Below are 25839 nucleotides of genomic sequence, written 5' to 3'. Positions count from 1 at the left end.
CCAGGCACGGGCGCGGCTCACAGGACCTCCTCCGTCCCGAAGCGGCGGACGTACCCGAGGACGAGCACGAGGATGAGGATCATCAGGCTGATCGAGAGCGCCGCTGCGGTCGGATAGCCTCCCAGCACCGTGAAGAACTGGCTGTTGATGACGTTGCCGACCATCTTGGTGCTCGTGTCCGAACCGAGCAGCTCGGCGTTGACGTAGTCGCCCGCGGCGGGGATGAAGGTCAGCAGGGTGCCGGCCAGGATGCCCGGGGCCGCGAGCGGGATCGTCACGGTGCGCAGCGTCGTGAACCGGTCCGCATAGAGGTCACGACCGGCTTCTAGCAGGCGCGGGTCGGCGCGCTCGAGGCTGGTGTAGATCGGTAGCACCATGAAGGGCAGGAAGTTGTAGGTCAGCCCGGCGACGACCGCGACCCAGGTCTCGGTGATGTGTCCGCCGGGGAGCAGGTGCAGGGCGTTGAGGGTGCGCGCGAGCGGGCCCTCGTCGGCGAGGATCTGGCGCCAGGCAATGGTGCGCAGGATGAACGAGGTGAAGAACGGCGCGACGACGAGGATGAGCATGACGTTGCGCCAGCGGCCGGCCTTGAACGCCATCGCGTAGGCGAGCGGGAACGCGATGACGAAGCAGAGCACCGTGGCCGTGCCCGCGTAGAGCAGCGAGCGGAGGAAGTGCACGCCGTACGTCCTGAGGGCCTCGACGTAGTTGCCCACGTTGACGTCGCGGTAGTAGTAGCCCGGAGCGCCGGGCCACTGGGACTGCAGGCTCGCCGAGCCGAGCTGGACGAGCGGGACGATGAAGAAGAGCGTCAGCCAGAGCAGCCCGGGCACCAGAAGGAGGTAGGGCGTCCACCTGCGGCGCTTCCCGCCGCGGCGGGGCGGCGTCAGCTGCGGGTCGCCCGCCTCGCGTGCGCTCGCGGCGATGGCGGTCGTCATGCCCCGGCCTCCGCGAGTGCGGCCTTGCGGCCGTCCTCGTCGACGGGGACGCCGAAGGCATGCGTCGGGTCCCACGACAGCCACACGTCGTCACCCGGGCGCAGGCTGATCGGGTCGACGTCGAGGTTCTGTTCGTAGACGGTCCAGTTGGCGCCGCTCGGGACGGTGACGAGGTACTGCGTGGCGACACCGCTGAAGGACACGTCGGTGACCTTGGCCCGCACGTCGTTGCCGGTGCCGTCGGGCTGGGACTCGTGGATCCGGACCTTCTCCGGACGCACGCCGAACATCACCTCGCCGTCATGGATCTGCGTGCGCTGCTTGGGGATCCGAACCTTCGTGTCGCTGACCTCGGCCATGATGAAGTCACCGTCGGTGCCGAGGATCCGTCCGACTCCGAGGTTGGACTGGCCGACGAAGTTGGCCACGAAGACGGTCCGGGGCAGGTCGTAGAGCCGCTCGGGCGGCCCCATCTGCTCGATCCGGCCACGGTTCATGACGGCGACGGTGTCGGCCATGGTCATGGCCTCCTCCTGGTCGTGCGTCACGTGGATGAAGGTCAATCCGACCTCGCTCTGGATCCGCTTGAGCTCCACCTGCATCTGGCGGCGCAGCTTGAGGTCGAGGGCACCGAGGGGCTCGTCGAGCAGGAGCACCTCCGGCTGGTTGACGACGGCGCGAGCAAGTGCCACACGCTGTTGCTGGCCTCCGGAGAGCTGCATCGGTTTGCGGCCGGCGAGGTGCGAGAGCTGGACGAGCTCGAGCGCGTCGTCGGCCAGGCGCATCGCGTCGGGGGCCTTGCGGCGCTTGGGCCCGAAGGCGACGTTCTCCCGGACGGTCAGGTGGGGGAAGAGCGCGTAGCTCTGGAAGACCGTGTTGACGGGACGCTCGTGCGGGCGCGTGCCGGTGAGGTCGGTCTCTCCGATGAGCACCCTTCCGGCCGTGGGCTGCTCGAGTCCGGCGACCATGCGCAGCGTCGTCGTCTTGCCGCAGCCGGACGGCCCCAGCAAGGCGAAGAACGAGCCGCGCGGCACGACGAGCGACAGGTCGTCGACCGCCGTGAAGTCGGAGAACTCCTTGGTGACGTTCTCGAGGACGAGGTCGCCGTGCGCCTCGCGCGTGTTCGTGGCCATCAGTTGCCCACCGCCGTGCTCCAGATCTGGGAGAACTTCTGGTCCTCCGCCGGTGACAGGGCCCGGAAGCTGCGGGTCTCGGCCCTGAGGTACTCCTCGGTCGGGAAGATCATCGGGTCGTCGACAAGGGTCGGGTCGACCTTCTTCATCTGCTCCTGGGCACCCTGGACCGGGCAGATGTACGCGACGTACGCGGCGACCTTCGCGGCCACGAGCGGGTCGTAGTAGTAGTCCATGAGCCGCTGGGCGTTGCGACGGTGGCGCGAGGTGATGGGGACCATCATGTTGTCGCTCCAGAGCGTGCCCTTGGACTCGGGCAGCACGAACGTCCAGTTGTCGTCCTTGGTGTTCGTCTGGAGCTGGGCGATGTCACCGCTCCAGACGATGCCCGCGATCGCGTTGCCGCTCGTGAGGTCCTGCAGGTACGAGTTGCCCTTGATCCGGCGGATCTGTCCGTTGGCCAGCTGCTTCGAGACCTCGTCGACACCCTTCTGGAACTGCGCCTCGGTGAAGTTCTGCGCGATGTCGACGCCCTGCCAGAGCATGATGAGCCCGACGGTGTCGCGGAACTCCGACAGGGCCGTGATCTTGCCCTTGAGGTCGGGGGCCCAGAGGTCGTCGAGCGTCTTGAGCTCCCGTCCGACCTTGCCCTTGTGGTAGCCGATGCCGGCGAACCCGCTCTGCCACGTCAGCGAGTGGTTGCGGCCCGGGTCGAAGGAGACCTCCTGCAGGATGGGCCGGAGGTTGGGGGCGTTGTGCATGCGGATCAGCTCGAGGGGCTGGACGAAGCCCTGCTGGATCATCCGGTTGGCCATCCAGTCCGTGAAGACGAAGATGTCGCGGTTGATGTCCTGCTTCGCCTGCAGCTGCGGCCCGATCTTGGTCGCGTACGAGTCGTTGTCCTCGATGTCCTCCGAGTACGTGGCCGTGATGCCGGTCAGCTTCTGGAACGCCTCGAGGGTGGGGTAGGTCTTCGTCTTGTCGTCGTAGTCGAGGTATGCCGTCCAGTTCGCGAACTTGACGATCTTCTCGGTGTCGGAGACGTCCTTGGGCAGGGTCAGTGTCGGTGCCGCACCGGCGCCTGCACTCGGTGGCACCGGCGGCGCGCACGCGGACAGGCCCAGGGCAGCGAGTCCGGCAGCGCCGCCCCCGAGGAGCCCGCGTCGTGAGAGTCCGGATGAGGCGGCCAGGGAGGCCAGGGCTCGGATGCCGGGATCCGAGGGGGGGCGACGGCTGTTCACGCCTTCTCTCCTTCACGTGCTGGTGAACGCACCCGGTCCGAGTGGGCCGGGCGTCCGGACGTCCCTGTCCGTCCGTGCTGCTTCCCCTGTGGTGTCCCGTTCAGGACTCGATGTTGGCCATGACGTGCTTGATGCGGGTGTAGTCCTCGAGCCCGTACATGGACAGGTCCTTGCCGTAGCCGCTGTGCTTGAATCCCCCGTGCGGCATCTCTGCAACGATCGGGATGTGCGTGTTGATCCAGACGCAGCCGAAGTCGAGCTTCTTGCTCATGCGCATCGCCCTGCCGAAGTCCTTCGTCCAGACGCTCGACGCGAGGCCGTACTGCACCCCGTTGGCCCAGGCGAGCGCCTCCGCCTCGTCGGTGAACTGCTGCACCGTGATGACCGGGCCGAAGATCTCGCTCTGGATGTGCTCGTCGTCCTGGCGGAGCCCGGCCAGCACGGTCGGCTCGAAGAAGAAGCCGTCGCCGAGCGTGTTGACCCGCGAGCCTCCGGCGGCCACGCGCGCGTGGTCGGGCAGCCGGTCGATGAAGCCGGAGACGTGCGCCATCTGGTTGGCGTTGTTGACCGGGCCGAGGCTCGCGTCCTCGTCGTGCGGCATCCCGACCTTGACCGAGGTCCGGGCGTAGTCAGCGAGCGCGGCGACGAAGTCGTCGTGGACCCGAGGACCCGCCAGCACACGCGTTGCGGCCGTGCAGTCCTGGCCGGCGTTGAAGTAGCCGGCTCCCGCGATGCCCTCGACGGCGGCCTCGATGTCCGCGTCGTCGAAGACGATGACCGGCGCCTTGCCCCCGAGCTCGAGGTGCACGCGCTTGACGTCGCGCGACGCGCTCTCGGCCACCTGCATGCCGGCGCGGACCGAGCCGGTGATCGCCACGAGCGCCGGCGTCGGGTGCTCGACGAGCATGCGTCCGGTCTCGCGGTCGCCGGTGATGACGTTGAAAGTGCCCTCGGGCAGGAACTCCGAGGCGAGCTCGGCGAGGAGCAGCGTCGTCTCGGGCGTGGTGTCGGACGGCTTGAGGACGATGGTGTTGCCCGCGGCGAGGGCCGGGGCGATCTTCCACATCGCCATCATCATCGGGTAGTTCCACGGCGTCACCTGGCCGACGACCCCGATCGGCTCACGACGCACGAACGAGGTGTGCCCCTTCATGTACTCCCCCGCGGACTTGCCCTCGAGCACCCGCGCGGCACCGGCGAAGAAGCGCAGCTGGTCGAGCATCGGAGGGATCTCCTCGCTCCGGGTCAGCGCGTGCGGCTTGCCGGTGTTCTCACCCTCGAGGCGGACGAAGTCCTCGGCGCGGGCCTCGATGGCGTCCGCGAACTTCAGCAGTGCCGCCTGGCGCTCCCCGGGGGTCGTGTCACCCCACGTCTCGAACGCCGTGGACGCGGCGGCATACGCCCGGTCGACGTCGGCCTGCCCGCTGACGGGAGCCGTGGCCACGACACGGGCGGTCGACGGGTCGACGATGTCGAGGGTCGTGTCGCCGGCGGGGTCGACGTACTGCCCACCGAGGAAGTTGCGGAGCTGGCGTGGCTGCGAAGTCATGCGGGAATGCTAGACGCATACCTTCGCAATCGTGAAGACTTGTCGAGAGAATTCTTCGGAATCAGTTGCCCGAAGACTTGCCAACAGTGCGTTCCACAGGTCAGTATCGGCGCATGACGACCATCCGCGGCGTGGCCAACACGGCCGGCTCCGGGGGCAACGCAGCCAAGAAACCCTCGGTCAACCTCGACGACGTGAGCAAGACCATCATCGAGCTCCTGCAGCACGACGGGCGCAAGTCGTACGCGTCGATCGCGCAGGAGGTCGGCCTCTCCGAGGCCGCGGTGCGCCAACGCGTCCAACGCCTGCTCGACGCCGACGTCATGCAGATCGTCGCGGTGACGGACCCGCTGCAGGTCGGGTTCCAGCGCCAGGCGATGGTCGGGCTGCGGGTGTCGGGAGACATGACGGCGGTGGCCGACGCGCTGACGAAGATGGACGAGGTCTCCTACGTCGTGACCACGGCCGGGAGCTTCGACGTGCTCGCCGAGGTCGTCTGCGAGAACGACTCCCACCTGCTCGAGCTGCTCACGAGTCGCATTCGCCCCCTTCCGGGCGTCACGGCCACCGAGACGTTCGTCTACCTGAAACTCAACAAACAGCTCTACAACTGGGGTACACGATGAGCATCAACCCGAACGAGATCTGGGAACCGACCTCGGACCACCGCACGCCTGCCGGCACCCTCCACTCAGAGGCCGCGCGCGACCACCTCTGGATGCACTTCACGCGCCACTCGGTCTTCGAGGACCGGACCGAAGGCGGCCTGGGCCACACGGTCCCGATCATCACCAAGGGCCAGGGCTGGAAGATCTGGGACGACCGCGGCAACGAGTACATCGACGGTCTCGCCGGCCTCTTCGTCGTCCAGGTCGGCCACGGGCGCGAGGAGCTCGCCGAGGCGGCGGCGAAGCAGGCCAAGGAGCTCGCCTTCTTCCCGCTGTGGAGCTACGCCCACCCCAAGGCCATCGAGCTGGCCGAGCGGCTCGCATCCCACGCTCCCGGCGACCTCAACCGCGTCTTCTTCACGACCGGCGGCGGCGAGGCGGTCGAGACCGCCTGGAAGCTGGCCAAGCAGTACTTCAAGCTGACCGGCAAGCCGACGAAGCACAAGGTCATCTCCCGCAACGTCGCCTACCACGGCACGCCCCAGGGCGCCCTGTCGATCACGGGCATCCCGGCGGCCAAGGAGATGTTCGAGCCGCTCGTGCCCGGTGCGCACAAGGTGCCCAACACGAACCTGTACCGCGCCCCCGAGCACCTCCAGGGCGACGAGAAGGCCTTCGGCCGCTGGGCCGCGGACCGCATCGCCGAGGCCATCGAGTTCGAGGGGCCCGACACCGTCGCGGCCGTCTTCCTCGAGCCGGTGCAGAACTCCGGAGGCTGCTTCCCGCCACCCGCCGGCTACTTCGAGCGCGTCCGCGAGATCTGCGACGAGTACGACGTGCTGCTCGTGTCCGACGAGGTGATCTGCAGCTTCGGCCGCATCGGCTCGATGTTCGCCTGCGACGACTTCGGCTACGTGCCCGACATCATCACCTGCGCCAAGGGCATGACGAGCGGCTACTCCCCCATCGGCGCGATGATCGCGAGCGACCGGCTCTTCGAGCCGTTCAAGTCGGGCACGACGTACTTCCCGCACGGCTACACCTTCGGTGGCCACCCGGTCTCGGCCGCGGTCGCCATGGCCAACCTCGACATCTTCGAGCGCGAGGGCCTCAACGACCGGGTCAAGACGAACGCCCCGATCTTCAAGGCCACGCTCGACAAGCTGCTCGACCTCCCGCTGGTCGGCGACGTCCGCGGAGCGGGCTACTTCTACGGCATCGAGCTCGTCAAGGACAAGGCGACCCGCGAGACCTTCAACGACGCCGAGTCCGAGCGGTTGCTGCGCGGGTTCCTCTCCAAGGCGCTCTTCGACGCCGGCCTCTACTGCCGCGCCGACGACCGCGGCGACCCCGTCATCCAGCTCGCGCCGCCGCTCATCATGGGCCCGGAGCAGTTCGACGACATCGAGTCCCGCCTGCGTTCGGTGCTGACCGAGGCGGAGAACCACCTCTGACCTGAGTCATGTCAGGGCTGGCACGCCGCCCGCGAGTAGGCCCGGTGGTCCACGACGCACGTCTGCACGAAGGCCTCGAAGTCCTTCTGCGACCACGTCTGCCAGAAGTCGGCGTGCATCGATCGGCCGTCACTCGTGCCCATCGCAGCGTCCGACGAGAGCGCCACGTCAGCGCCCGTCCCCGCGTACGCGAACTGAACCGTCTCCCGCAGCTCCGTCACACCGACCGGGAACCCCGCGGGGCACGACTGTCCCACCCGGTACGCGTAGTGCGCGTTGTCCCTCGTGTCACCGGACTGGCTCGCCGGGTGGCTCGGCAGTACCCCGTCCCAGCACGACGGGAAGTCGATGTGCGCCGTCAGCGTCCGCCCCGGCGTTCCCGGCAGACCCGAGCAGTCCGGGATGCTCAGCACCGGCGCGGATCGTCTCCCCGAGTTCTGCCCGCACGTCCAGTTGTACTCGGTCCCGATCAGCCGCGTGTCCGCCGGGATCGCCCGAGCCGGACCGAACTGGTCACCCGACGCCGCTCGGTAGTACGCCGTGAACTGCTGCGCCGGCACCAGCTGTCCGGCCTGCGGCCCCGAGACGTACCGCAGCGTCGGTGTCCAGTAGCCCGCAGAGTCCGCCGAGTTCGACAGCCCCAGCACCTTCCGGCAGTTGTTCGCCCGCCCCACCAGATCCGCGTAGTTCGCCGCGTTCGGGTTGGGCAGGGAGAACCACGCGATGTTCCCGAACAGCTGGTGCTCGTGCGCCGAACCCGTGCCGTTGTGATTGACGATCGGGTCGTACGAAGCGACCGACACCGTCGGCTGCCCGGACGCGTCGCACCCCACCTTCCCCAGCGCCGACGCCGGGCTGGAAGGCAGCAGCATCGCCACCACCACACCCGGGGCCGACAGGAGCGCCACGAGGATCTTCCTTCGCCTGTGCATGTCCCCCACCCTTCGCTCTCGCCGGACCGGAGTGGTCTCGGCGCCACCGCTCTTCCGCGTCGCGATCAGCCGTTCTTGTTCGGCCCGATGCAACCCTAAGTGTGTCGAAGATCATGGCTGCCGTCTGCCACTCGTCCAGCACCCGTCGTCCGGCTTCCGCCGCCGGCTCTGCCGGATGGTGCGCCGAGCCGGGAACGCTCCGAGGACGACCGACCTCCGGAACGCTCGGACGACGCGTTCGTTGGGGTAGGTGTGATGAGTGCGACGCCGACGCACCACCGACCCAAGGAGAAGACATGGGATTCCTCGACAAGCTGCTGGGCCGAGAGCCGTTGCAACAGCAGCGCCCCCAGCAACCGCCGCCGCCCACCGGCGAGCCCTATGCCGTCCCGTCGCCCCGAGGAGGCGCCTCCACCGAGGACGAGCGCGCCATCGCCCGCTACACGTACCTCCTGCGCACCGCCGACCCCGAGGACATCGAGAAGGTCCACGCCGAGGCCTTCGCGAAACTCACCCCCGAGCAGCGCCAGATGGTGCTCCAGCGCCTCACGGACGACCTCCCGGCGAGTGAGCGGCCGCGCAGCGACCAGCCGGCCGACCTTGCTCGCAGCGCCACCCGCGCCGAGATCTCCCGGCCCGGCTACCTCCAGGGCGCCTTCGGTGGCGGCCGTGGCGGGGGCGGCATGGGGATGGGCGGCATGATCGCCGGCTCGATGCTCGGGACCATTGCGGGTGTCGTCGTGGGCTCGGCCCTGGCGGACATGATGCTCGTTGGCTACGACTCCTCGCCCGAGGCCCACGAGGCCGGGGACGCCAACGGCGACTTCGGTGGCTTCTGACTGAATCCGCAGCACGGATCGGCGAGCGGCGTTCGGTTCGCGCGGCCCCCCGCTGACGGGTGGCCGCGGAACCGGGCGCCGGCGTGGTGTCAGACGCCGGCGAGCCAGTGGAACAGCGCCGCGATGCCGAGGATGACGGGGACCGACGCGAACGTGCTGACGAAGATGACGTCGCGGGCGAGGTTGACCTCGCGGCGGTAGCGGACGGCATACGTGAAGATGTTCTGCGCTGTGGGGAGGGCGGCCGTCACGACGACGGCGAAGAGGGCCTGACCACGAAGGCCGAGCGCGAGCCCCACCCCGAGCGCGATCGCAGGCATGAGCAGGGTCTTGAGGACGACGATCGTCCACACGTGCTCGGCGGATCGGCCGGCTGCCGGCCGCGGGCCGCGCCGCAGCGAGATGCCGAACGCGACGAGCATCGAGGGCACGGCCATCGCCCCGAGCAGGTCGATGGGCGCCGCGACGACGCGCGGCAGATGGATGTCGAAGACCGCGATCAGCAGGCCCGCGACCGCGCCCAGGGTGATCGGGTTGCTGAACATCCGGCGCACGCTGCGACCGAGAGTGGGTCGCTCGCCACGCGCGTCGCTGTCGAAGAGCGCCATGTAGACGGGCGTGATGATGAGCAGCTGCATGAGGAGTGTCGGCGCGACCCACGCGACGTCACCCAGGACGTAGAGCGCGATGGGGATGCCGAGGTTGCCGGCATTGACGTAGGCCGCAGAGAGGCTTCCGATGAGTCGTGACCCGAGCGTGCCTCCCGCCCAACGGAACCGGGCCACGAGCAGGTAGATGCCGATGACCAGGGCGAAGCTGATGAGTGACGTCACGAGGTTTGCCGACAGCACCGCGTCGAGCGACGTGCGCTGCATGACGGTGAGCAGCAGCGCCGGCGAGGCGACGTGGAAGGCGAGCCGCGAGAGGGTGACCTGCGCCGAGTCGTCGAGCACGCGACGGTCGGCGAGCAGCCACCCGACCGCGACGATGATCGCGATCGTCGCGAAGCCCTCCAGCACGCCGACCATGACGCTGATCCTTGCAGCGCCGGCGCACACGCCGAGTCGCGGGTCCGCTCCTCGGCATTCCGGGCGAGGCAGGATGGGACGCATGGAGATCGAGACGCTGGACGAGCTGGACGACCACCTCGACTCCGCCGGACCGTTGCGCGGCCTGCGCCTCCAGGACCTGGACCTCACCTCCTACGGCGAGCGCCTGGCGGCCCATGGGGATCTCACCGGTCTCGTCGTCCTCGGAGGCACCGTGCCCGTTCCCGTCGCCGAGCTGCTCCTCGTGCGTGGCGCGATCCTCTTCCCCGGTGTGGCCGATGCTCCGGTCGACCCGTGGCGCGGGCTCTACTTCCCGTCCGACCTCTACGCCGGCCTCGAAGGCGGGTATGCCGCCACCCCCGACGCCCGTGCGTACGCCTGGTTCGTCGACGCCCGGCTGCGCACCGATGCCTACTGCACCCTCGTGCGCGCCATCCACGACGACTCGGTGACCGACGAGCTCGACGAGTTCGTGCAGGGTCGATCGGTGGTCGGGATCATGGGCGGGCATGCGCTGCAACGGGACTCCCCCGCCTACGCTGCCGCCGCCGGCCTCGGGCACGCTCTCGCGGAGGAGGGGCATCTCGTCGCGACGGGTGGCGGCCCCGGGGCGATGGAGGCGGCCAACCTCGGTGCCCTGTGCCGGAGCACGGCGGCCGTCGAGGAGACCGTCGGCCGCATCGTCGGCGTGCCGGGCTTCCGGCCCGACATCACGCCGTGGGCTGCGACAGCGCTGGCGGCACGAGACGTCGTCGTCGGCGACGAGCCCCAGGCACCCTCGGAGACGCTCGGTCCGTCGGCCCGCTCCCTCGGCATCCCGACGTGGTTCTACGGTCACGAGCCGCCGAACGTCTTCTGCGACGTCATCGCCAAGTACTTCTCCAACGCGATCCGCGAGGAGGGCCTGCTCGCCCGGTCGAACGCCGGGATCGTCGTGCTCGACGGCGCCGCCGGGACGGTGCAGGAGGTCTTCCAGGCGGCGACCCCCCTCTACTACGCACCGGACGACGCCCCGCTGCCCCCGCTCGTGCTCGTCGGCCGCCCCCACTGGACCGAGCGCGTGCCCGTCTGGACGGCTCTGCAGGCCCTCGCCGCGGGCCGCCCCATGTCGGAGGCGATCCACCTCGTCGACTCGATCGACGAGGTCCTCCCCCTCCTCGCGCCTCGCTGACCCGCGGGGTACTCCGTATCCCTCCCTTGATCGAGAGAGCGATCCGGCCGGACGGATCGCTCTCTCGATCAGGGTGCAGGGGTCACGCGGTGGGGCCGCGCAGCACCGGCGCGAGGGTGTCGAGCACCGAGGCGTCCTCGATCGTGGCCGGCACCGACGGGCTCTTGCCGTCGGCCATCTCACGCATCGTCTTGCGCAGGATCTTGCCGGAGCGCGTCTTCGGCAGGCCGGCCACGATGTCGACCTGGTGCAGGGCCGCGACCGCGCCGACCTCGGAGCGGACCCGGGCGACGAGCTCTCGCCTGATCCGGTCGCCGTCCGCGTCGCCGTCGATGCCCGACTTGAGCACGACGAGCGCACGGGGCACCTGACCCTTGAGGTCGTCGTGGACGCCGATGACGGCACACTCCGCCACGGCCTCGTGCCCGGCCAGCGCCGCCTCGAGCGACCCGGTGGAGAGCCGATGACCGGCGACGTTGAGCACGTCGTCGGTGCGGCCCATGACGTAGAGGTAGCCGTCCTCGTCGACGTAGCCGCCGTCGCCGGTCAGGTAGTAGCCGGGGTAGGCCGAGAGGTAGGAGCTGACGTAGCGGTCGTCGTCGCCCCAGAGGGTCGGCAGCGTGCCGGGCGGCATCGGCAGCTTGATGCAGATCGCCCCCTCGACCCCCGGGTCGACCGGCTCACCCGTGCCGTCGAGGACCTGCACGTCATAGCCCGGAACCGGGACGGTCGGCGACCCCGGCTTGATCGGCAGGAGCCCGATCCCCTTGGGGTTGGCGGCGATCGGCCATCCGGTCTCGGTCTGCCACCAGTTGTCGATGACCGGCTTGCCGAGGGCCGCCGAGGCCCACTCGTAGGTGTCGGGGTCGAGGCGCTCCCCCGCGAGGAAGAGGGCCCGGAAGCCCGAGAGATCGTGGTCGGCCACCTTGGACGCCGTCGAGTCGTCCTTCTTGATGGCGCGAAAGGCCGTCGGCGCGGTGAAGAGGCAGACGGCGCCGTACTCCTCGATGACGCGCCAGAACGTGCCGGCGTCGGGAGTGCCGACCGGCTTGCCCTCGTAGAGGACGGTCGTCGCCCCGGTGAGCAACGGCGCGTAGACGATGTAGGAGTGACCGACGACCCAGCCGACGTCGCTCGCGGTGAACATCGTCTCGCCGGGCGCGACGTCGTAGAGGTTGGCCATCGACCACCGCAGCGCCACGGCGTAGCCGCCGCTGTCGCGGTAGATCCCCTTGGGCTTCCCCGTCGTGCCGGACGTGTAGAGGATGTAGAGCGGGTCCGTCGCCGCGACGGTGACACACTCGCTGCCCTCGCGGGCGGCGTCGCCGGACTCGAACTCGGCCCAGTCGATGTCGCGCTCGCCGAGCTCGGCGGCCTGCTGCTCGCGCTGGAGCACGACGCAGTGCTCCGGCTGGTGCTCCGAGCGCCGGATGGCCTCGTCGAGGAACGGCTTGTAGGGCACGACCCGGCTCGGCTCGACGCCGCACGACGCCGACAGCACGACCTTGGGGGCCGCGTCGTCGATGCGCGCGGCAAGCTCCTGCGGCGCGAAACCACCGAACACCACGGAGTGGATGGCACCGATGCGGGCGCAGGCCAGCATGGCGATGACGGCCTCCGGGACCATCGGCATGTAGATGACGACCCGGTCGCCCTTGCTGACTCCGAGCCCGCGCAGGCCGCCGGCCACGGCGCGCACCCGCTCCAGGAGGACGGCATACGTCATCGTGCTCTTGGTGCCGGTCACGGGTGAGTCGTAGTGGATGGCCGCCTGCTCGCCACGGCCCGCGGCGACGTGGCGGTCGACGGCGTTGAAGCACACGTTGAGCTCGGCGTCGGGGTACCACCGGTAGAACGGCGGCCGTGAGTCGTCGAGGATCCGCGTCGGCGGCGTCACCCAGTCGATGCCCTCGGCAGCCGTGCGCCAGAACCCTTCCGGGTCGCGCAGGCTGGCGTCGTAGATGCTTTGGTATGCCGTCGCCGCGCCATCGCTCATGGCCTCACTGTGCCGCCGGTGCGGCCTCCGCGCCAGAGTCCGTGCGCCGAGGTGACGCATCTGACAGACGAGCGGTCGTGATCGCGACGCACATCACGGCGGCCGCGAGGCACAGGGCCCCGGCGACGTACCAGGCGAGGGTGTAGGCACCCAGGTGGTCGCGCACGAGCCCGGCGCCGAGTGCCGCGGCCGCCGCCCCGAGCTGGTGCGAGGCGAAGACCCAGCCGAAGACGATCGGGGCCTTCTCGCCGTAGGCGCTGCGGCACAGGGCGATCGTCGGGGGCACCGTGGCGACCCAGTCGAGACCGTAGAAGAGCACGAAGGCCAGCATGTTGACATGCATCGAGTCGCTGAAGAGCGACGGCAGCAGGAAGAGCGACCCCGCGCGGAGGGAGTAGTACGCAGCGAGCAGGATCCGCGGGTCGACCCGGTCGGTGAGCCAGCCCGAGAAGATGGTGCCGACGACGTCGAAGACGCCGACGAGCGCGAGCAGCCCGGCCGCGGTCGTCGTCGGCATGCCGTGGTCGTGGGCGGCGGGGATGAAGTGGGTGCCGACAAGGCCGTTCGTCGACGCGCCGCACACGGCGAAGCTGCCGGCGAGGAGCCAGAAGACCTTGGTGCGGGCGGCGTGGCGCAGGGTGTCGACCGCGAGGCGGGCGGGGTGGCCCGTCGGCCGCGGCGGCCGCGCCACGGGCGTGCCGGCGGGCGCGCCGTAGGCCGTGATGCCGAGGACGCTGGGGTGGTCGTGCAGCTTCCACAGCACGAGCGGGACGACGGTCAGCGCTGCGGCCGAGGTGGCGATGGCCGCACTGCGCCACCCGTGGTGCGCGGCGAGCCAGGCGAGGAAGGGCAGGAAGACGAGCTGACCGGTGGCGCCGGCGGCGGTGAGGATGCCGGTCACGAGTCCGCGGCGGGCGACGAACCAGCGACCCGTGACGGTCGCCACCAGTCCCATCGACATGGCGCCGGTGCCCATCCCGACGACGATCCCCCAGCACAGCACGAGCTGCCACGACTGCGTCATCCAGATCGGCAGGAGCGACCCGACGCTGACGAGGACGAGTGCCACGGCGATGACGCGCTGGATGCCGAGCCGCTCCATGAGGGCCGCGGAGAACGGCGCCGCGAGCCCGAAGAGCACGAGGTTGACCGAGACCGCACCACCGATCACACCCATCGGCCAGCCGAACTCGTCGTGCAGCGGCGTCATGAGCACGCCCGGCGTGGACCGGAAGCCCGCCGCCCCGATGATCGTCAGGAAGGTGACGACCGCGACCCACCACGCGGGGTGGATGCGACGCGGCCCGGCAGAGGGCAACGGCGGGCCCTGGACGGTGTCGTCGGAGGCGGAGTGTCGGTCGGTGATGCTCACGGGTCAAGACTGTGGCATACGCGACCCGGCGAACGAGTGGCCAGACGGACATCATGTGCAAGAATCTGGCCATGAGACATGCCGCAGGGCGTCCTCACCTCGTCGTCGTCCTGGCCCTCGACACCGCCATCGCGTTCGAGATCGGGCTCCCCCACCGCTTCCTGCGCGCGGGCGCGCTCGACCCCGGATGGCCCGGACCTCCCACGGGAGCGGCTCCGCCCTACGACGTGCGCCTCGTGACGCTCGACGACGGGCCCGTGACGACCTCGGCGGGGTATGCCGTCCTGCCGACGCACCCGAACACCGAGCTCGCCCACGCGGACACCATCGTCGTCCCCGGCATCAACGGCGACATCGTCGAGACCGGCGTGCTCCCCGAGGAGCTGCGCCGCCTCGCCGCGACGGCCCGTCCCGATGCCCGCTGGCTCTCCATCTGCACCGGCGCCTTCGTCCTTGCCGGCCTCGGCAAGCTCGACGGGCGCGAGGCGACGACGCACTGGTGCCACGTCGACACCTTCCGCCGGCACTTCCCGGACGTGGTGCTCAACCCCGACGTGCTCTACGTCGACCACGGCGACGTGCTCACCTCCGCCGGAAACGCCGCCGGCATCGACCTGCTGCTCCACGTGCTGCGCTCGGACCTCGGCACCGAGGCCGCCAACCGCGTCGCCCGGGGCGCGGTCGTCGCGCCGTGGCGAGCCGGCGGCCAGGCCCAGTTCATCGACCGCCCCGTGCCCGACGAGTCCGACGACGGCACCGGTGCGACGCGGGCCTGGGTGCTCGAGCACCTTGACGAACCGATCAGCTTGTCGGACATGGCCCGTCATGCGGGCACGAGCGTGCGCACCTTCACCCGGCGCTTCCGGGAGGAGACCGGCGAGACCGCGGGCACCTGGCTGTCACGCGCTCGCGTCGACCGGGCCCGCCACCTGCTCGAGACGAGCGACCTGCCCGTCGACCGTGTCGCTGCCGCCGCTGGATTCGGCAGCAGCGCGTCGCTGCGCCAGCACCTCGCCGGGTCGGTGGGCCTGTCACCCCTGGCGTATCGCCGGACCTACCGCGCCGAGCCGGCCTGAGGCTGGCCCGCCCGTCAGGTCGCCAGTGGCAGGTGCGGGTGCAGGGGCGAGCGGCCCTGGAACGAGAGGATCGCGGGGTTCTGGACCACGCCGCCGCGGATCTCGATGGCGCGGCGGATCGTCGGGTTGACCTCCCACGCCTCCGGGCCCGCCATGACGGTCGGCAGGAAGGGCAGCAGCGCCTCGCTGATCTCCCAGGTCGCGGCATCCCCGAGGTAGGACGGACTGTGGTCGACGGCGTAGTAGAGCACGTGGTCGCCGACGACGAATGCCGGATCGGCGAAGCTGGTGGGCCTGGCCCAGCTGAAACCCATCCCCTCGTCGCACGACACGTCGATGACGAGGCTCCCGGGCCTCATGCGTTTGAGGTCGTCCTCGGTCATGAACGTCAGCGGGGCGTCGGTGTCCTGCAGCACGCAGTTGACGACGATGTCGTGCTCGGTGAGGTACTCCTCGAGCGCGACCGGTCCGTCGTCCGTCACCGCGTGGCTGACGTGCGCCGTGGTGTCGTCGGTGTCGAAGTGCACGATCGTGGCCGAGTGGATGGGTGCCGCGACGGCGGCCCTCTGCCGGTGCGTGAGCACGTCGACCTCGCCGATGCCCAGCGCGTTGAGGGCCGTGACCGCTCCACGGGCCGTGGCGCCGAACCCGATGACGACGGCTCGACGGTGCGGACCGTAGTCGCCGGAGATCCCGGCGATCTGGAAGGCGTGCAGCACCGAGCAGTAGCCTGCGAGCTCGTTGTTCTTGTGGAAGACGTGCAGGTTGAACGACCCGTCCCGGTTCCAGTGGTTCATCGCCTCGAACGCGATGAGCGTCAGCTGCCGGTCGATCGCGACCTGGGTGAGGTCGGCGTCCTGCACGCAGTGCGGCCAGCCCCAGAGCACCTGCCCCACCCGGAGGGCGGAGATGTCGCTGAGCAGCGGTTTGGGCGCGAGGATGACGTCGCACTCCGCCACGAGCTCCTCGCGGCTGCGGAAGCCGCCGACGTAGCGTTCGAGCTGGTCGTCGGCCACGCCGAAGCGCTGGCCGTAGCCGTGCTCGAGGAAGATGCCCGGCCTCAGCAGCTCGGGGATGCGGTGGACGTGCCGGGGGTGCAACGGCAGCCGGTGCTCGTTCTCCTTGAGCGACCGGGCCATGACGCCGACGCTGAACTGGACCATGCGCGTACCTCCTGGTGGGCCGCCACGTGCCCTGCCCGGCGACTCCTCACCAGGATCGAGCCCGACGACGCCAGCGTACGCGGGTCAGGCGGTTGCCGCGGCGAGCTGGCCACACGCCCCGTCGATGTCCTGGCCCCGTGTGTCGCGGATGGTCGTCGGGATGCCGTGGGCCCGCAGGCGCTCGACGAAGTTCTGCTCGACGCCGGGCCGTGACGCCGTCCACTTCGAGCCGGGCGTCGGGTTGAGCGGGATGGGGTTGACGTGGACCCAGCCACGCCCCCGCCGGTTGAGCTTCTCGCCCAGCAGGTCCGCGCGCCAGCCCTGGTCGTTGATGTCGCGGATCAGGGCGTACTCGATCGACACGCGTCGACCCGTGGCCTCGTAGTAACGGTGCGCCGCGTCGAGCGCCTCGTCGACCGACCACCGGGTGTTGATCGGCACGAGCTCGTTGCGCAGCTCGTCGTCGGGCGCGTGCAGCGACAGCGCGAGCGTCACCGGGATGCCCTCGGCCGTGAGCTTGTCGATGCCCGGCACGAGCCCGACCGTCGACATCGTGATGCCACGGGCCGAGATGCCGAGACCGTCGGGCGTGGGGTCCGTGAGGCGGCGGATCGCACCGATCGAGGCCTTGTAGTTGGCGAGGGCCTCGCCCATGCCCATGAAGACGACGTTGCTGACGCGCAGCGGCGCCTCGCGGTCCTCGTCTCCCCCACCGGCGAGCTCGCCGCGTCGCAGCGCCCGGGCGGCCCACACGACCTGCTCGACGATCTCGCCAGCCGACATGTTGCGGGTCAGGCCCGCCTGGCCGGTGGCGCAGAACGGGCAGTTCATCCCGCACCCGGCCTGGCTCGAGATGCAGATGGTGACGCGCTTCGGGTAGCGCATGAGCACGGACTCGACGATCGCGCCGTCGTGCAGGCGCCATGCGTACTTCATCGTCTGGCCGTCGTCGGCGACGCGCTGGACGATGGGCGTCAGCAGCGTCGGCAGGAGCCCCGTGACGAGCTCGGACCGCACGGCCTTGGGCAGGTCGGTCATCTGCTCGGGATCGACCTCCAGCCGCTCGAAATAGTGCGTCGACAGCTGCTTGGCCCGAAACCCCTTGTGACCCAGGGCCTCCACGGCTTCCTTGCGCTCGGCGGGGGTGAGGTCGGCCAGGTGCCGCGGCGGCTTGCCACGGCGGGGCGCGGTGAAGGTCAGCTGCCCGGGTTCGGGCCGGGAGGTCGTCGGCTCGGGCAGCGCCACGGGCGCGCCCTCTGTGGCGGGGGCTGGGGTATCGGTCATCTCCCCTCCAGTGTCTCAGGTGGAGTCAAAACGCCCCGTCACGACCTGAGGACGTATGCCGTCAGGCCGGCTTGGCCGCGAGCAGCGTCAGCACGGCCCACACGATCGGGGCGACGACGACGAGGGAGTCGAGGCGGTCCATGATGCCGCCGTGGCCCGGCAGGACGTTGGACATGTCCTTGATGCCGAGGTCGCGCTTGATCAGCGACTCCATGAGGTCGCCCACCGTGGCGGCGACAGCCACGCCGACGCCGAGCGCGACGCCGATGACCCACGAGCGGTCGAGCAGGAGGTGGACCGTGAGCGAGCCACCGACGATGCAGAACACGACCGAGCCGGCGAACCCCTCCCACGACTTCTTGGGGCTGATGCTCGGGGCCATCGGGTGCTTGCCGAAGAGCACGCCCGCGGCATATCCGCCGACGTCGCTGCACACCGTCGTGATGAGGAAGACGAACATCCGGCCGACGCCGTCCTCGGGCGCGAGGAGCAGCGCCGCGAAGCCGACGAGGAACGTCGGGTAGGTCGAGACGAAGATGCCGCCGAGGACGTCCCGCCCGGCGCCGTCGAGGCGGCCGGCGCCTCGCCAGAGCACCACGGCGAGGCACGTCAGGGACCAGGCCACCACCAGCGCGGCCGGGCCGTGCACGTAGGCGGCCCAGAGCATCGCGACCAAGCCGACGAGCGGAGGGACGAGGGGCGCCTCGACGCCCGCGTTGCGCAGGGCGCCGCGCAGCTCCCAGATGCCGATCCCCACGGCAACCGCGACGAGCGCGAGGAAGGACTCCTCCTTGAGGAGCAGCGTGGCGACGATGAGGACGCCCAGTCCGAGTCCGACACCGATGGCGGCGGGGAGGTTGCGACCGGCGCGGCTCTGCTTCTTCTCGAGGACCTGCTCGGCGGGGACCCCCGCGAGCTCGTCGAGCTCCGGGTCGTACGGGACGGGCTCGAGGGGCCCGCCCCCGCCGTCGTCGGCCTGCGCCGTGGGTGTGGGCTCCACGGGTTCCGACGGGGAGTCAGTCGTCATCATCGGGTCGAGCACCGAGGTCACACCTCGAGCAGCTCGGCCTCCTTGGCCTTGACGAGCACGTCGACGAGGTCGGTGTGCTTCTTCGTGAGCCCGTCGAGCTCCTTCTCGGCGCGCGTCCCGTCGTCCTCGCCGACCTCGCCGTCCTTGACGAGCTTGTCGAGGTCGGTCTTGGCCTTGCGACGGATGTTGCGCACGGAGACGCGCGCCTCCTCGGCCTTGTGGTTGGCGAGCTTGATGTACTCGCGGCGGCGCTCCTCGGTCAGCTCCGGCATGACGCAGCGGATCTGGTTGCCGTCGCTGCTCGGGTTGACGCCGAGGTCGGAGTCACGGATGGCACGCTCGATCTCGTGCATCGCCGACTTGTCGAACGGGATGACGAGGATGGTGCGCGGCTCGGGGTTCTGGAACGAGGCCAGCTGCTGGAGCGGGGTCGGCGCGCCGTAGTACTCGACGGTGAGCTTGTTGAACAGTCCCGGGTTGGCGCGGCCGGTACGGATGCCCGCGAAGTCCTCCTTGAGGACCTCGACGGCCTTGTCCATCTTCTCCTCGGCCTCGAACATCGTCTCTTCGATCATGGGTCTTCGGTTCCTCGTCCCTCGTTCGTGGTCGTATGCGGTGCGGCGCTGCTCGCGTGATCACGCGACCGGGCGCGGCGGCCGGGCTCAGGCGTTGGTGACCAGCGTGCCGATCTTCTCACCGAGCAGGGCCCGCGTGATGTTTCCCGCGCCCTCCATGCCGAAGACGACCATGGGCAGCTTGTTCTCCATGCAGAGGCTGAAGGCCGCCGCATCGACGACCTTGAGGCCCTCGACGATGGCGTCCTGGAAGGTGATCGTCTCGAGCTTCTTGGCCTCGGGGTTGGTGCGCGGGTCTGCGTCGTAGACACCGTCGACGCCGTTCTTGGCGATGAGCACGGCGTCGCACTTGATCTCGAGGGCGCGCTGCGCGCTGACCGTGTCGGTGGAGAAGAACGGCATGCCGGCACCGGCGCCGAAGATGACGACACGGCCCTTCTCGAGGTGGCGGATGGCCCGGCGCGGGATGTAGGGCTCGGCGACCTGCTGCATCGCGATCGCGGACTGCACCCGCGTCTCGATGCCCTCCTTCTCGAGGAAGTCCTGCAGCGCGAGGCAGTTCATGACGGTGCCGAGCATGCCCATGTAGTCGGCACGCGTGCGGTCCATGCCTCGCTGCTGGAGCTCGGCGCCACGGAAGAAGTTGCCGCCGCCGATGACGACGGCGACCTCGACACCGCCGCGCACCGCGTCGGCGATCTGCTTGGCGATGCCGGACACGACGGCCGGGTCGAGGCCGATGCGGCCACCGCCGAACACCTCGCCGGAGAGCTTGAGAAGAACCCGGTGGAAGGGGGTCGTCTGGGCGTCGGTCATGGCGCAGGGCCTCCTCGAGGGCAGCGTTCCGGGGGTCGGTCGATCTTTCCACATCCCGAGGTCATCGGCCGCATCGAGGTGGCTCAGGGGGTGAGGACCCCGGGCAGCGCGGCCGCGAGGCGCGCGTAGTCGTCCTCGTCGTTGTAGGGGGCCGCGGCAAGACGGAGGTATCCCCGCCCGCCGAAGGCGACCGGCGGCACGACGAAGCCGGCGGCGTACAGCCGCTGCCACAGCGCCTCGGCGTCCTCCGTCGTCGTCGCGACGCCGTCGGGCAGCGCAACGAGCCGCAGGCAGGGAGCCGACGGTATGCCGCCGTGCGGGCTCGGGGTCCCGAGCGCGTCCCGGACGAGCTTCGCCCCGCGGAGGAGGAGGTCCGCGCTGCGCTGGACCTGCTCCCACCCGCCGAAGGCGTGCCAGGCGGCCAGACCGTCCGGCACCGCGACCCACGCGGAGTGGTCGACGGTGCCCTGCAGGTCGAAGCGCTCGGGAAAGGGCAGTCCGTGGCTCCAGGAGGTGACGAGGGGCCGCATCGCCTCACGGTGCTCGGGCGCGACCCACAGCGCGGCTGCAGCTCGCGGCGTGTAGGCCCACTTGTGCAGGTTGCCGGCCCAGAACGCGACGCCGAGCGCCTCGACGTCGACCCCGGGCAGGCTGCCGGGAACGTGCGCCGCGTCGACGAGGACCGGCACCGGCGCCACGGCCGCGGCGACCTGCGCGACGGGCAGGACGAGAGCGGTCGGCGACGTGATGTGGTCGATCACGACCAGGCGCGTGCGATCGGTCACCGCGTCGGCGAAGGCCGCGACCACGGTGTCCGGGTCGCTCTCGACGTCGAAGTCCGCGCTACGCAGCGTGCCACCGCGGGCCTCGACGGACCAGCCGGCCGTGAGGTAGCCGTGGTTGCTGACGACGACATCGTCCCCGGGACCGAGGCGCAGCCCCTGGAGCACCACCCCGACGGCCTCGGTGACGTTGCGCACCAGGGCGGTCGAGTCCGCCGGCACCTCGAGGAAGGCGGCCGCCGACCCGCGCGCTGCGGCCAGCGCCGCCGGCAGCTCGTCGCGGAAGGCCCGCATCGGCGCTCCTTCGATGCGGGTGCGGGCCCGGTCCTGGGCCTCGCGGACCGAGCGCGGCACCGCCCCGAACGCACCGTGGTTGAGGTGGGTCAGGGCCGGGTCGAGCTCGAACAGCTCGGCGATGTCGTGACGCACCCGGTCATCCTGCCGCACCTCAGGAGTCATACCTCGACAGGCACGACGGCGAGGACGCGCCGAACACCGCGGTCGGAGGTCGCACGGCCGCCGCCCTGCTGCGACCGAGGTTCCACTCGAGGACGTCGCTCGGGGCGTCGTCGGGACGTGCACCGGCGATGCACGCCGAGACCTCTGCGGGCAGCCCCGTCATGATCGTCGGCAGGGCGTCGTCGCCGAGTGTCACGAGGTAGGAGGCATCGAGCCTGCCCGTCGCGACGTAGCGGTCGATGTTGCGCTGCGCCACCCACGCCTCGGGGTTCGCAAGACCTCCGACGAGCACGAAGGCGGCGGCCGAGACCAGCGCTGCGCGCGGCAGCCACCACCCGGAGAGCCGCACGCCGGCCACGAGGACGAGGACGACGAGCAGCCCGAGCCAGAGCTCGACGGCGTCGACGAGGACCCGCAGCAGGGTGAAGCCGTAGGCCTGCTGGTAGAGGTCCATCCGGTGCAGCGCCGACGCGACGACGACGAGGGTCAGACCGCAGAGCGTGCCGAGCGTGACGCGCAGGACGAGCCGCTCACGTGCCGTCGACCGCGGCGCCTTGCGCACGGCCAGCGCGACGGTGGCCAGGGTGAGGACCGTGGCGGCGGTCAGCTGGCCGAAGCCCTGGTGCACGTAGTCGGCATACGTCAGGCCGGTCGTCCGCTGGACGTACTCGTGGCCGCCGAAGAGGGCAGCCGCCTGGGCCACGACGAAGGCGAGGAAGAGTGCCACGACGAGACCGACCGGGACGGCCCACTCCCACAGTCGCGCGACCGGACGCCCCTGCGGCACCGCCACACGCTCGACGCGCGGCGGGTTGAGGGCGACGTAGCCCGCGGCGAGCAGGGCGCCCCCCATGACGAACCCGACGAAGACGCGGAGGGTCAGGCTGTCCCACGCGAGGTGGGGCACCAGCGCCTGCGTCCACGACCCGAAGACCGCGTCCCCCGAGGCGAAGAGTCCCCCGAAGACGACGAGGGCGACGAGCGAGACCGCCGCGGTGCGCACGACCGGCCAGACGACGCTGATCCGGCTCGTCACGGCGACGGTCCGCCCGAGCAGGGGCAGCCCGCGCACGGCCGCGAGAGGCCAGGACGCCAGTCCGGCCAGGAGCGCGAGCAGACCCTTGGCGTCGGTGAGCGCCGTCGTCAGCACCGCGACTCCGAGCATGACGGCCATGACAGTCAACCACTCGGCCGCCCGCAGCACGCAGAGCGAGGCGAGCGCGACGCACAGGACGCTGCTGAGGACCGTCCACCGCCCCCGGCGGCTCGTGGTGCGCCAGAGGACGACGCCGCCGACGACGAGCACGCCGAAGAGCGCTACACCGAACGAGCGGTAGGGCAGCACGACCGCCGAGAGGAGGCCGACGCCCAGGCACGTGAGCAGCATGCTCACCTGGGGCGCGAGCCCTCGCTCCGGCCAGAGGTCACCGAAGAGCGAGTCGATGACCGGCCTGGGCGCACCGAGCGGGACGGGGGCGTATGCCGTGGGGCCGGCCGACGCGCCCGGGCTCCCCTGCGCGGGGACGGGACTGGGTCCTGCTGCGGCAGGGACGGGTGCGGGCACGGTGGTCTCCTCGGTGCGGACGCCCACCGGGGTGTCGGTGGGGGTGTCGGTGGGGGTGTCGGTGGGGGTGTCGGTGGGGGTGTCGGTGGGGGTGTCGGTGGATCGCTCGACGGCATACGGGGGCGCGGGCGCGGGGGTCCGTGGGAGGACGGCCCGGATCCGGGCGCCCTGCTCCCCCACGGGCGGGGTCACGGCGGCGATGGACCCGCCGTGCAGCTCGCAGACCCAGCTGGCGATGGCCAGCCCGATGCCCGTGCCACCGCCCGCGTCGTCGCCGGAGCCGAAGCGGTCGAAGACGTGCTGGACGTGCTCGGCCGGGATGCCGCTGCCCTCGTCGGCGACCATGAGCCACCAGTGGTCCGGACCGTCCGGGCCGGCGCTCACGGTCACGCGCCCACCGGACGGGCTGTGCCGGTCGGCGTTGTCGAGCAGGTTGGCGAGGACCTGCTCGAGACGGGCCGCGTCCGCGGTGACGTGCAGGTCGGCCGGGACGTCGACGACGTGGACGGTGCCGCGCCGGGACACGCCGGCCTCCGCCACGGCGCGCTCGACGAGGGCCCGGACGTCGACCGCGGCGAGGTCGAGGGGCGCGCGGCCGCCGTCGACGCGGCTGAGGTCGAGCAGGTCACCGACGAGGGTCCCGAGCCGTTCGGCCTGCGCCAGAGCGGTCCGCAGCACGGCGTCGTCAGGACGCACGACCCCGTCGACGAGGTTCTCGAGCAGCGCCTGCTGTGCGGCGAGCGGGGTCCGCAGCTCGTGGGAGACGGTCGCCACGAGCTGCCGCCGCTGCTGGTCGGCGCCGGCGAGATCGGCCGCCATCGTGTTGAAGGCCTGGGCGAGCACCCCCACCTCGTCGGCCGACGTCGCCGTGACCCTGCGGGAGTAGTCGCCCGTCGCCATCCGCGACGCCGCAGCCGTCATCTCGCGCAGCGGGGAGGTCATCCCGCGGGCCAGCCACTGGGTGACCCCGAGCGCCGCGGCGATCGTCACGGGCAGGCTGAACCAGCCCGGCACGTCGGCGCGGTCGCCGATGACCGACACGAGCGAGGCGACCACGATGCTGGCCGCGACGAGCAGGCCGAGCTTGGCCTTGATCGAGCGGATGCCGTCGAGGGGCCGGTCGGCGTTCACGGTGCGTCGGTGGCGTCGGAGGCGGTCGGGCCGGCTTCGAGCGCGTAGCCGACGCCGTGCACGGTGCGCACGCGGGCGGCCCCGACCTTGGCGCGCAGGGACTTCACGTGGCTGTCGAGAGTGCGCGTGCCGCCGGCGTCGGCCCACCCCCACACCTCGCGCATCAGCTCGTCGCGGCCACGCACCGCGCCCGGCTCGGCGGCGAGAGCCAGCAGCAGGTCGAACTCGAGCGGTGTCAGGTGGACCTCGCTCCCCCGGGTCGTGACCCGGCGCGATCCCCGGTCGACCGTGAGGTCTCCGACGGCGACCACCGGCGGCTGTTCCGCGGCGAGCTGGCGCGCCCGGTCCACGCGGCGCAGCAGCGCCCGGACCCGGGCGACGACCTCACGCATCCGGAACGGCTTGGTCACGTAGTCGTCGGCGCCGACCCCCAGACCGACCAGCAGGTCGGTCTCGTCGGCCCGCGCGGTGAGCATGAGCACGGGCACCGGGCGGTCGCCCTGGATGCGACGGCAGACCTCGAGCCCGTCGAAGCCGGGCAGCATGAGGTCGAGGACTACGAGGTCGGGCGCATGCTCACCATGGGCGGCGACCGCACCCGGCCCGTCGAACCCTTGGACGACTCGGAAGCCTTCTGCCACAAGGCGATCCGTGACAGCCTGATTGATCGTCGGGTCATCCTCGACGACAAGCAGCGTCGGCGCGGCGACGTCGGGTGGCGATGCGGCATACCCCTGGTTCATGCCCCGAGCCTAGGAGCGGCCACGCGGGCGGCGCGGGTGCGACGTGTGGAGATCGTGTGAAGGTGGAGCGGGCCGGACAGCGGCTCAGATGAAGAGCAGCTGCGCCCCCTCGGTCAGCTCGATGAAGTCCGAGGCCGAGATGATGCCCTCGACGTCGTCACGGAGGTCCGTCTCCGTCAGGTGCTGCATGTCCGCAGACATCCGGCACGCCCACAGGTGGCCACCCGAGGCGACGATCTGGTCGAGGAACTCCGGCACCTCGGGGACGTCGAGGTCGGCGATGGCCTTCTTCATCTGCGAGGTCGCGAGGTGCGTCATCCCGGGGATGCCGCCCAGGCCCTGGGGCATGTGTGTGGCGGTGTTGCCGAGCATCGTGAACTTCAGCTCGCCCGAGGTCTTCTTGTTGATCATGTCGAAGCCCCAGAAGGTGAAGAACAGGTGCGTCTCGACCCCTTCACCGAGCGCCGCATTGGCGAGGATGAGGCCCGGGTAGGCCATGTCGAGGTTGCCCTTGCTGCAGATGATCGCGAGCTTGCGGCCCTGCGAATCGGGCGCGTCGAAGGTCGGCACGAACGGGGCCGTGGTGGCGGTCGGTGCGGTCTCGGTGGTCATCACACACATCCCTTCGGCTTGGGCAGGCCCGCGACGTAGGCCATCTTCTTGGCGGGCTTGCCCGGGAAGAGGTCGAAGAGGGCCTTGATGGGGGTGCCGGTCTGCGTGCTGACGCGGCGAAGGGTGGCGGTCTCCCCCTGGTGCGCGAAGTCGTCGCGCAGGAAGTGGACGAGCTTCCAGTGGCCGTCGGTCAGCTCGATCCCGATGAGCCGGGCCAGCTCGGCCCCGAGGTCGTCGGACCACTGGTCCGGACGCGTGAGGAAGCCCTCGTCGTTGACCTCGACGGCATGGCCGGCGATCGTCGTGGTGGGCATGGTGGCGC

The 25839-nt window shown here is 70.6% G+C and carries 23 protein-coding genes; 5 read left to right on the top strand and 18 right to left on the bottom strand.

Annotated features, from left to right (window positions below; all coding sequences use genetic code 11):
• Nucleotides 1–17 precede the first annotated feature (17 nt).
• From AB4030_RS09480 to AB4030_RS09465, 4 genes are all read right to left on the bottom strand, one after another.
• Entirely contained in the window at nt 18–938 is a 921-nt protein-coding gene (locus tag AB4030_RS09480; protein WP_442278963.1) for an ABC transporter permease, read from the bottom strand.
• Nucleotides 935–2071, bottom strand: a complete 1137-nt coding sequence (locus tag AB4030_RS09475; RefSeq protein ID WP_442278962.1) for an ABC transporter ATP-binding protein — start codon at nt 2069–2071, stop codon at nt 935–937. Before AB4030_RS09475 ends, AB4030_RS09480 begins: the two co-directional genes overlap by 4 nt.
• Nucleotides 2071–3312: a polyamine ABC transporter substrate-binding protein gene (locus AB4030_RS09470; protein ID WP_442278961.1), complete on the bottom strand. Its 1242-nt coding sequence runs from the start codon at nt 3310–3312 to the stop codon at nt 2071–2073. Before AB4030_RS09470 ends, AB4030_RS09475 begins: the two co-directional genes overlap by 1 nt.
• Nucleotides 3313–3412: 100 nt before the next feature.
• Nucleotides 3413–4861 carry a gamma-aminobutyraldehyde dehydrogenase gene (locus AB4030_RS09465; RefSeq protein WP_442278960.1) on the bottom strand — a complete coding sequence of 483 codons (1449 nt, stop codon included), beginning with the start codon at nt 4859–4861 and terminating at the stop codon, nt 3413–3415.
• Between the two features lie 113 nt (nt 4862–4974).
• Between AB4030_RS09465 and AB4030_RS09460 the strand changes: the two genes are divergently transcribed.
• Nucleotides 4975–5487: an Lrp/AsnC family transcriptional regulator gene (locus AB4030_RS09460; protein ID WP_442278959.1), complete on the top strand. Its 513-nt coding sequence runs from the start codon at nt 4975–4977 to the stop codon at nt 5485–5487.
• Complete coding sequence (locus AB4030_RS09455; RefSeq protein WP_442278958.1) at nt 5484–6923, top strand: aspartate aminotransferase family protein; 1440 nt, start codon at nt 5484–5486, stop codon at nt 6921–6923. The genes AB4030_RS09460 and AB4030_RS09455 overlap by 4 nt, the downstream gene beginning before the upstream one ends.
• Before the next feature lie 11 nt (nt 6924–6934).
• On the opposite strand, the gene AB4030_RS09450 is transcribed toward AB4030_RS09455, so the two are convergent.
• On the bottom strand, nt 6935–7855 hold the full coding sequence (locus AB4030_RS09450) for a DUF1996 domain-containing protein (RefSeq protein ID WP_442278957.1): 921 nt from the start codon (nt 7853–7855) through the stop codon (nt 6935–6937).
• A gap of 296 nt (nt 7856–8151) precedes the next feature.
• Between AB4030_RS09450 and AB4030_RS09445 the strand changes: the two genes are divergently transcribed.
• Complete coding sequence (locus tag AB4030_RS09445; RefSeq protein ID WP_442278956.1) at nt 8152–8694, top strand: hypothetical protein; 543 nt, start codon at nt 8152–8154, stop codon at nt 8692–8694.
• Between the two features lie 89 nt (nt 8695–8783).
• On the opposite strand, the gene AB4030_RS09440 is transcribed toward AB4030_RS09445, so the two are convergent.
• Nucleotides 8784–9722, bottom strand: a complete 939-nt coding sequence (locus AB4030_RS09440) for an AEC family transporter (RefSeq protein WP_442278955.1) — start codon at nt 9720–9722, stop codon at nt 8784–8786.
• 82 nt (nt 9723–9804) lie between these two features.
• Here AB4030_RS09440 and AB4030_RS09435 point away from each other — a divergent pair, with 82 nt between their 5' ends.
• Nucleotides 9805–10914: an LOG family protein gene (locus tag AB4030_RS09435; protein WP_442278954.1), complete on the top strand. Its 1110-nt coding sequence runs from the start codon at nt 9805–9807 to the stop codon at nt 10912–10914.
• Between the two features lie 82 nt (nt 10915–10996).
• On the opposite strand, the gene AB4030_RS09430 is transcribed toward AB4030_RS09435, so the two are convergent.
• On the bottom strand, nt 10997–12910 hold the full coding sequence (locus tag AB4030_RS09430) for a propionyl-CoA synthetase (RefSeq protein WP_442278953.1): 1914 nt from the start codon (nt 12908–12910) through the stop codon (nt 10997–10999).
• A 4-nt stretch (nt 12911–12914) separates the two neighbouring features.
• Complete coding sequence (locus tag AB4030_RS09425; RefSeq protein ID WP_442278952.1) at nt 12915–14282, bottom strand: MFS transporter; 1368 nt, start codon at nt 14280–14282, stop codon at nt 12915–12917.
• Nucleotides 14283–14353: 71 nt separating this feature from the next.
• Here AB4030_RS09425 and AB4030_RS09420 point away from each other — a divergent pair, with 71 nt between their 5' ends.
• Nucleotides 14354–15358: a GlxA family transcriptional regulator gene (locus AB4030_RS09420; protein ID WP_442278951.1), complete on the top strand. Its 1005-nt coding sequence runs from the start codon at nt 14354–14356 to the stop codon at nt 15356–15358.
• 14 nt (nt 15359–15372) lie between these two features.
• Here the strand turns inward: AB4030_RS09420 and AB4030_RS09415 are convergent, their stop codons facing one another.
• The 10 genes from AB4030_RS09415 to AB4030_RS09370 form a co-directional block, all read right to left on the bottom strand.
• Nucleotides 15373–16521, bottom strand: coding sequence for a N(5)-(carboxyethyl)ornithine synthase (locus AB4030_RS09415; protein ID WP_442278950.1), 1149 nt, complete (start codon nt 16519–16521; stop codon nt 15373–15375).
• Nucleotides 16522–16605: 84 nt separating this feature from the next.
• Nucleotides 16606–17805, bottom strand: coding sequence for a 23S rRNA (adenine(2503)-C(2))-methyltransferase RlmN (rlmN, locus tag AB4030_RS09410; RefSeq protein WP_442278949.1), 1200 nt, complete (start codon nt 17803–17805; stop codon nt 16606–16608).
• A 61-nt stretch (nt 17806–17866) separates the two neighbouring features.
• Nucleotides 17867–18805 (bottom strand): phosphatidate cytidylyltransferase, encoded by a 939-nt coding sequence (locus AB4030_RS09405; RefSeq protein ID WP_442278948.1) that lies wholly within the window; start codon nt 18803–18805, stop codon nt 17867–17869.
• A 47-nt stretch (nt 18806–18852) separates the two neighbouring features.
• Nucleotides 18853–19410 carry a ribosome recycling factor gene (gene frr / locus AB4030_RS09400; protein ID WP_442278947.1) on the bottom strand — a complete coding sequence of 186 codons (558 nt, stop codon included), beginning with the start codon at nt 19408–19410 and terminating at the stop codon, nt 18853–18855.
• 87 nt (nt 19411–19497) lie between these two features.
• Entirely contained in the window at nt 19498–20226 is a 729-nt protein-coding gene (gene pyrH / locus AB4030_RS09395) for a UMP kinase (RefSeq protein ID WP_442278946.1), read from the bottom strand.
• Between the two features lie 83 nt (nt 20227–20309).
• On the bottom strand, nt 20310–21437 hold the full coding sequence (locus tag AB4030_RS09390) for an aminotransferase class V-fold PLP-dependent enzyme (RefSeq protein ID WP_442278945.1): 1128 nt from the start codon (nt 21435–21437) through the stop codon (nt 20310–20312).
• A gap of 19 nt (nt 21438–21456) precedes the next feature.
• Nucleotides 21457–24162: a DUF4153 domain-containing protein gene (locus AB4030_RS09385; protein WP_442278944.1), complete on the bottom strand. Its 2706-nt coding sequence runs from the start codon at nt 24160–24162 to the stop codon at nt 21457–21459.
• Nucleotides 24159–24905, bottom strand: coding sequence for a response regulator (locus tag AB4030_RS09380; RefSeq protein WP_442278943.1), 747 nt, complete (start codon nt 24903–24905; stop codon nt 24159–24161). Before AB4030_RS09380 ends, AB4030_RS09385 begins: the two co-directional genes overlap by 4 nt.
• A gap of 84 nt (nt 24906–24989) precedes the next feature.
• Nucleotides 24990–25517, bottom strand: a complete 528-nt coding sequence (locus AB4030_RS09375; RefSeq protein ID WP_442278942.1) for a DsrE/DsrF/DrsH-like family protein — start codon at nt 25515–25517, stop codon at nt 24990–24992.
• Nucleotides 25517–25831 carry a TusE/DsrC/DsvC family sulfur relay protein gene (locus AB4030_RS09370; RefSeq protein WP_442278941.1) on the bottom strand — a complete coding sequence of 105 codons (315 nt, stop codon included), beginning with the start codon at nt 25829–25831 and terminating at the stop codon, nt 25517–25519. Before AB4030_RS09370 ends, AB4030_RS09375 begins: the two co-directional genes overlap by 1 nt.
• Between the last annotated feature and the right edge of the window lie 8 nt (nt 25832–25839).

Source organism: Terrabacter sp. 2YAF2 (genome assembly GCF_052114705.1).
Lineage (GTDB): Bacteria > Actinomycetota > Actinomycetes > Actinomycetales > Dermatophilaceae > Terrabacter.
The sequence above is the reverse complement of the archived record's forward strand: the minus strand, read 5'-3'. Positions and strand labels throughout refer to the sequence as shown.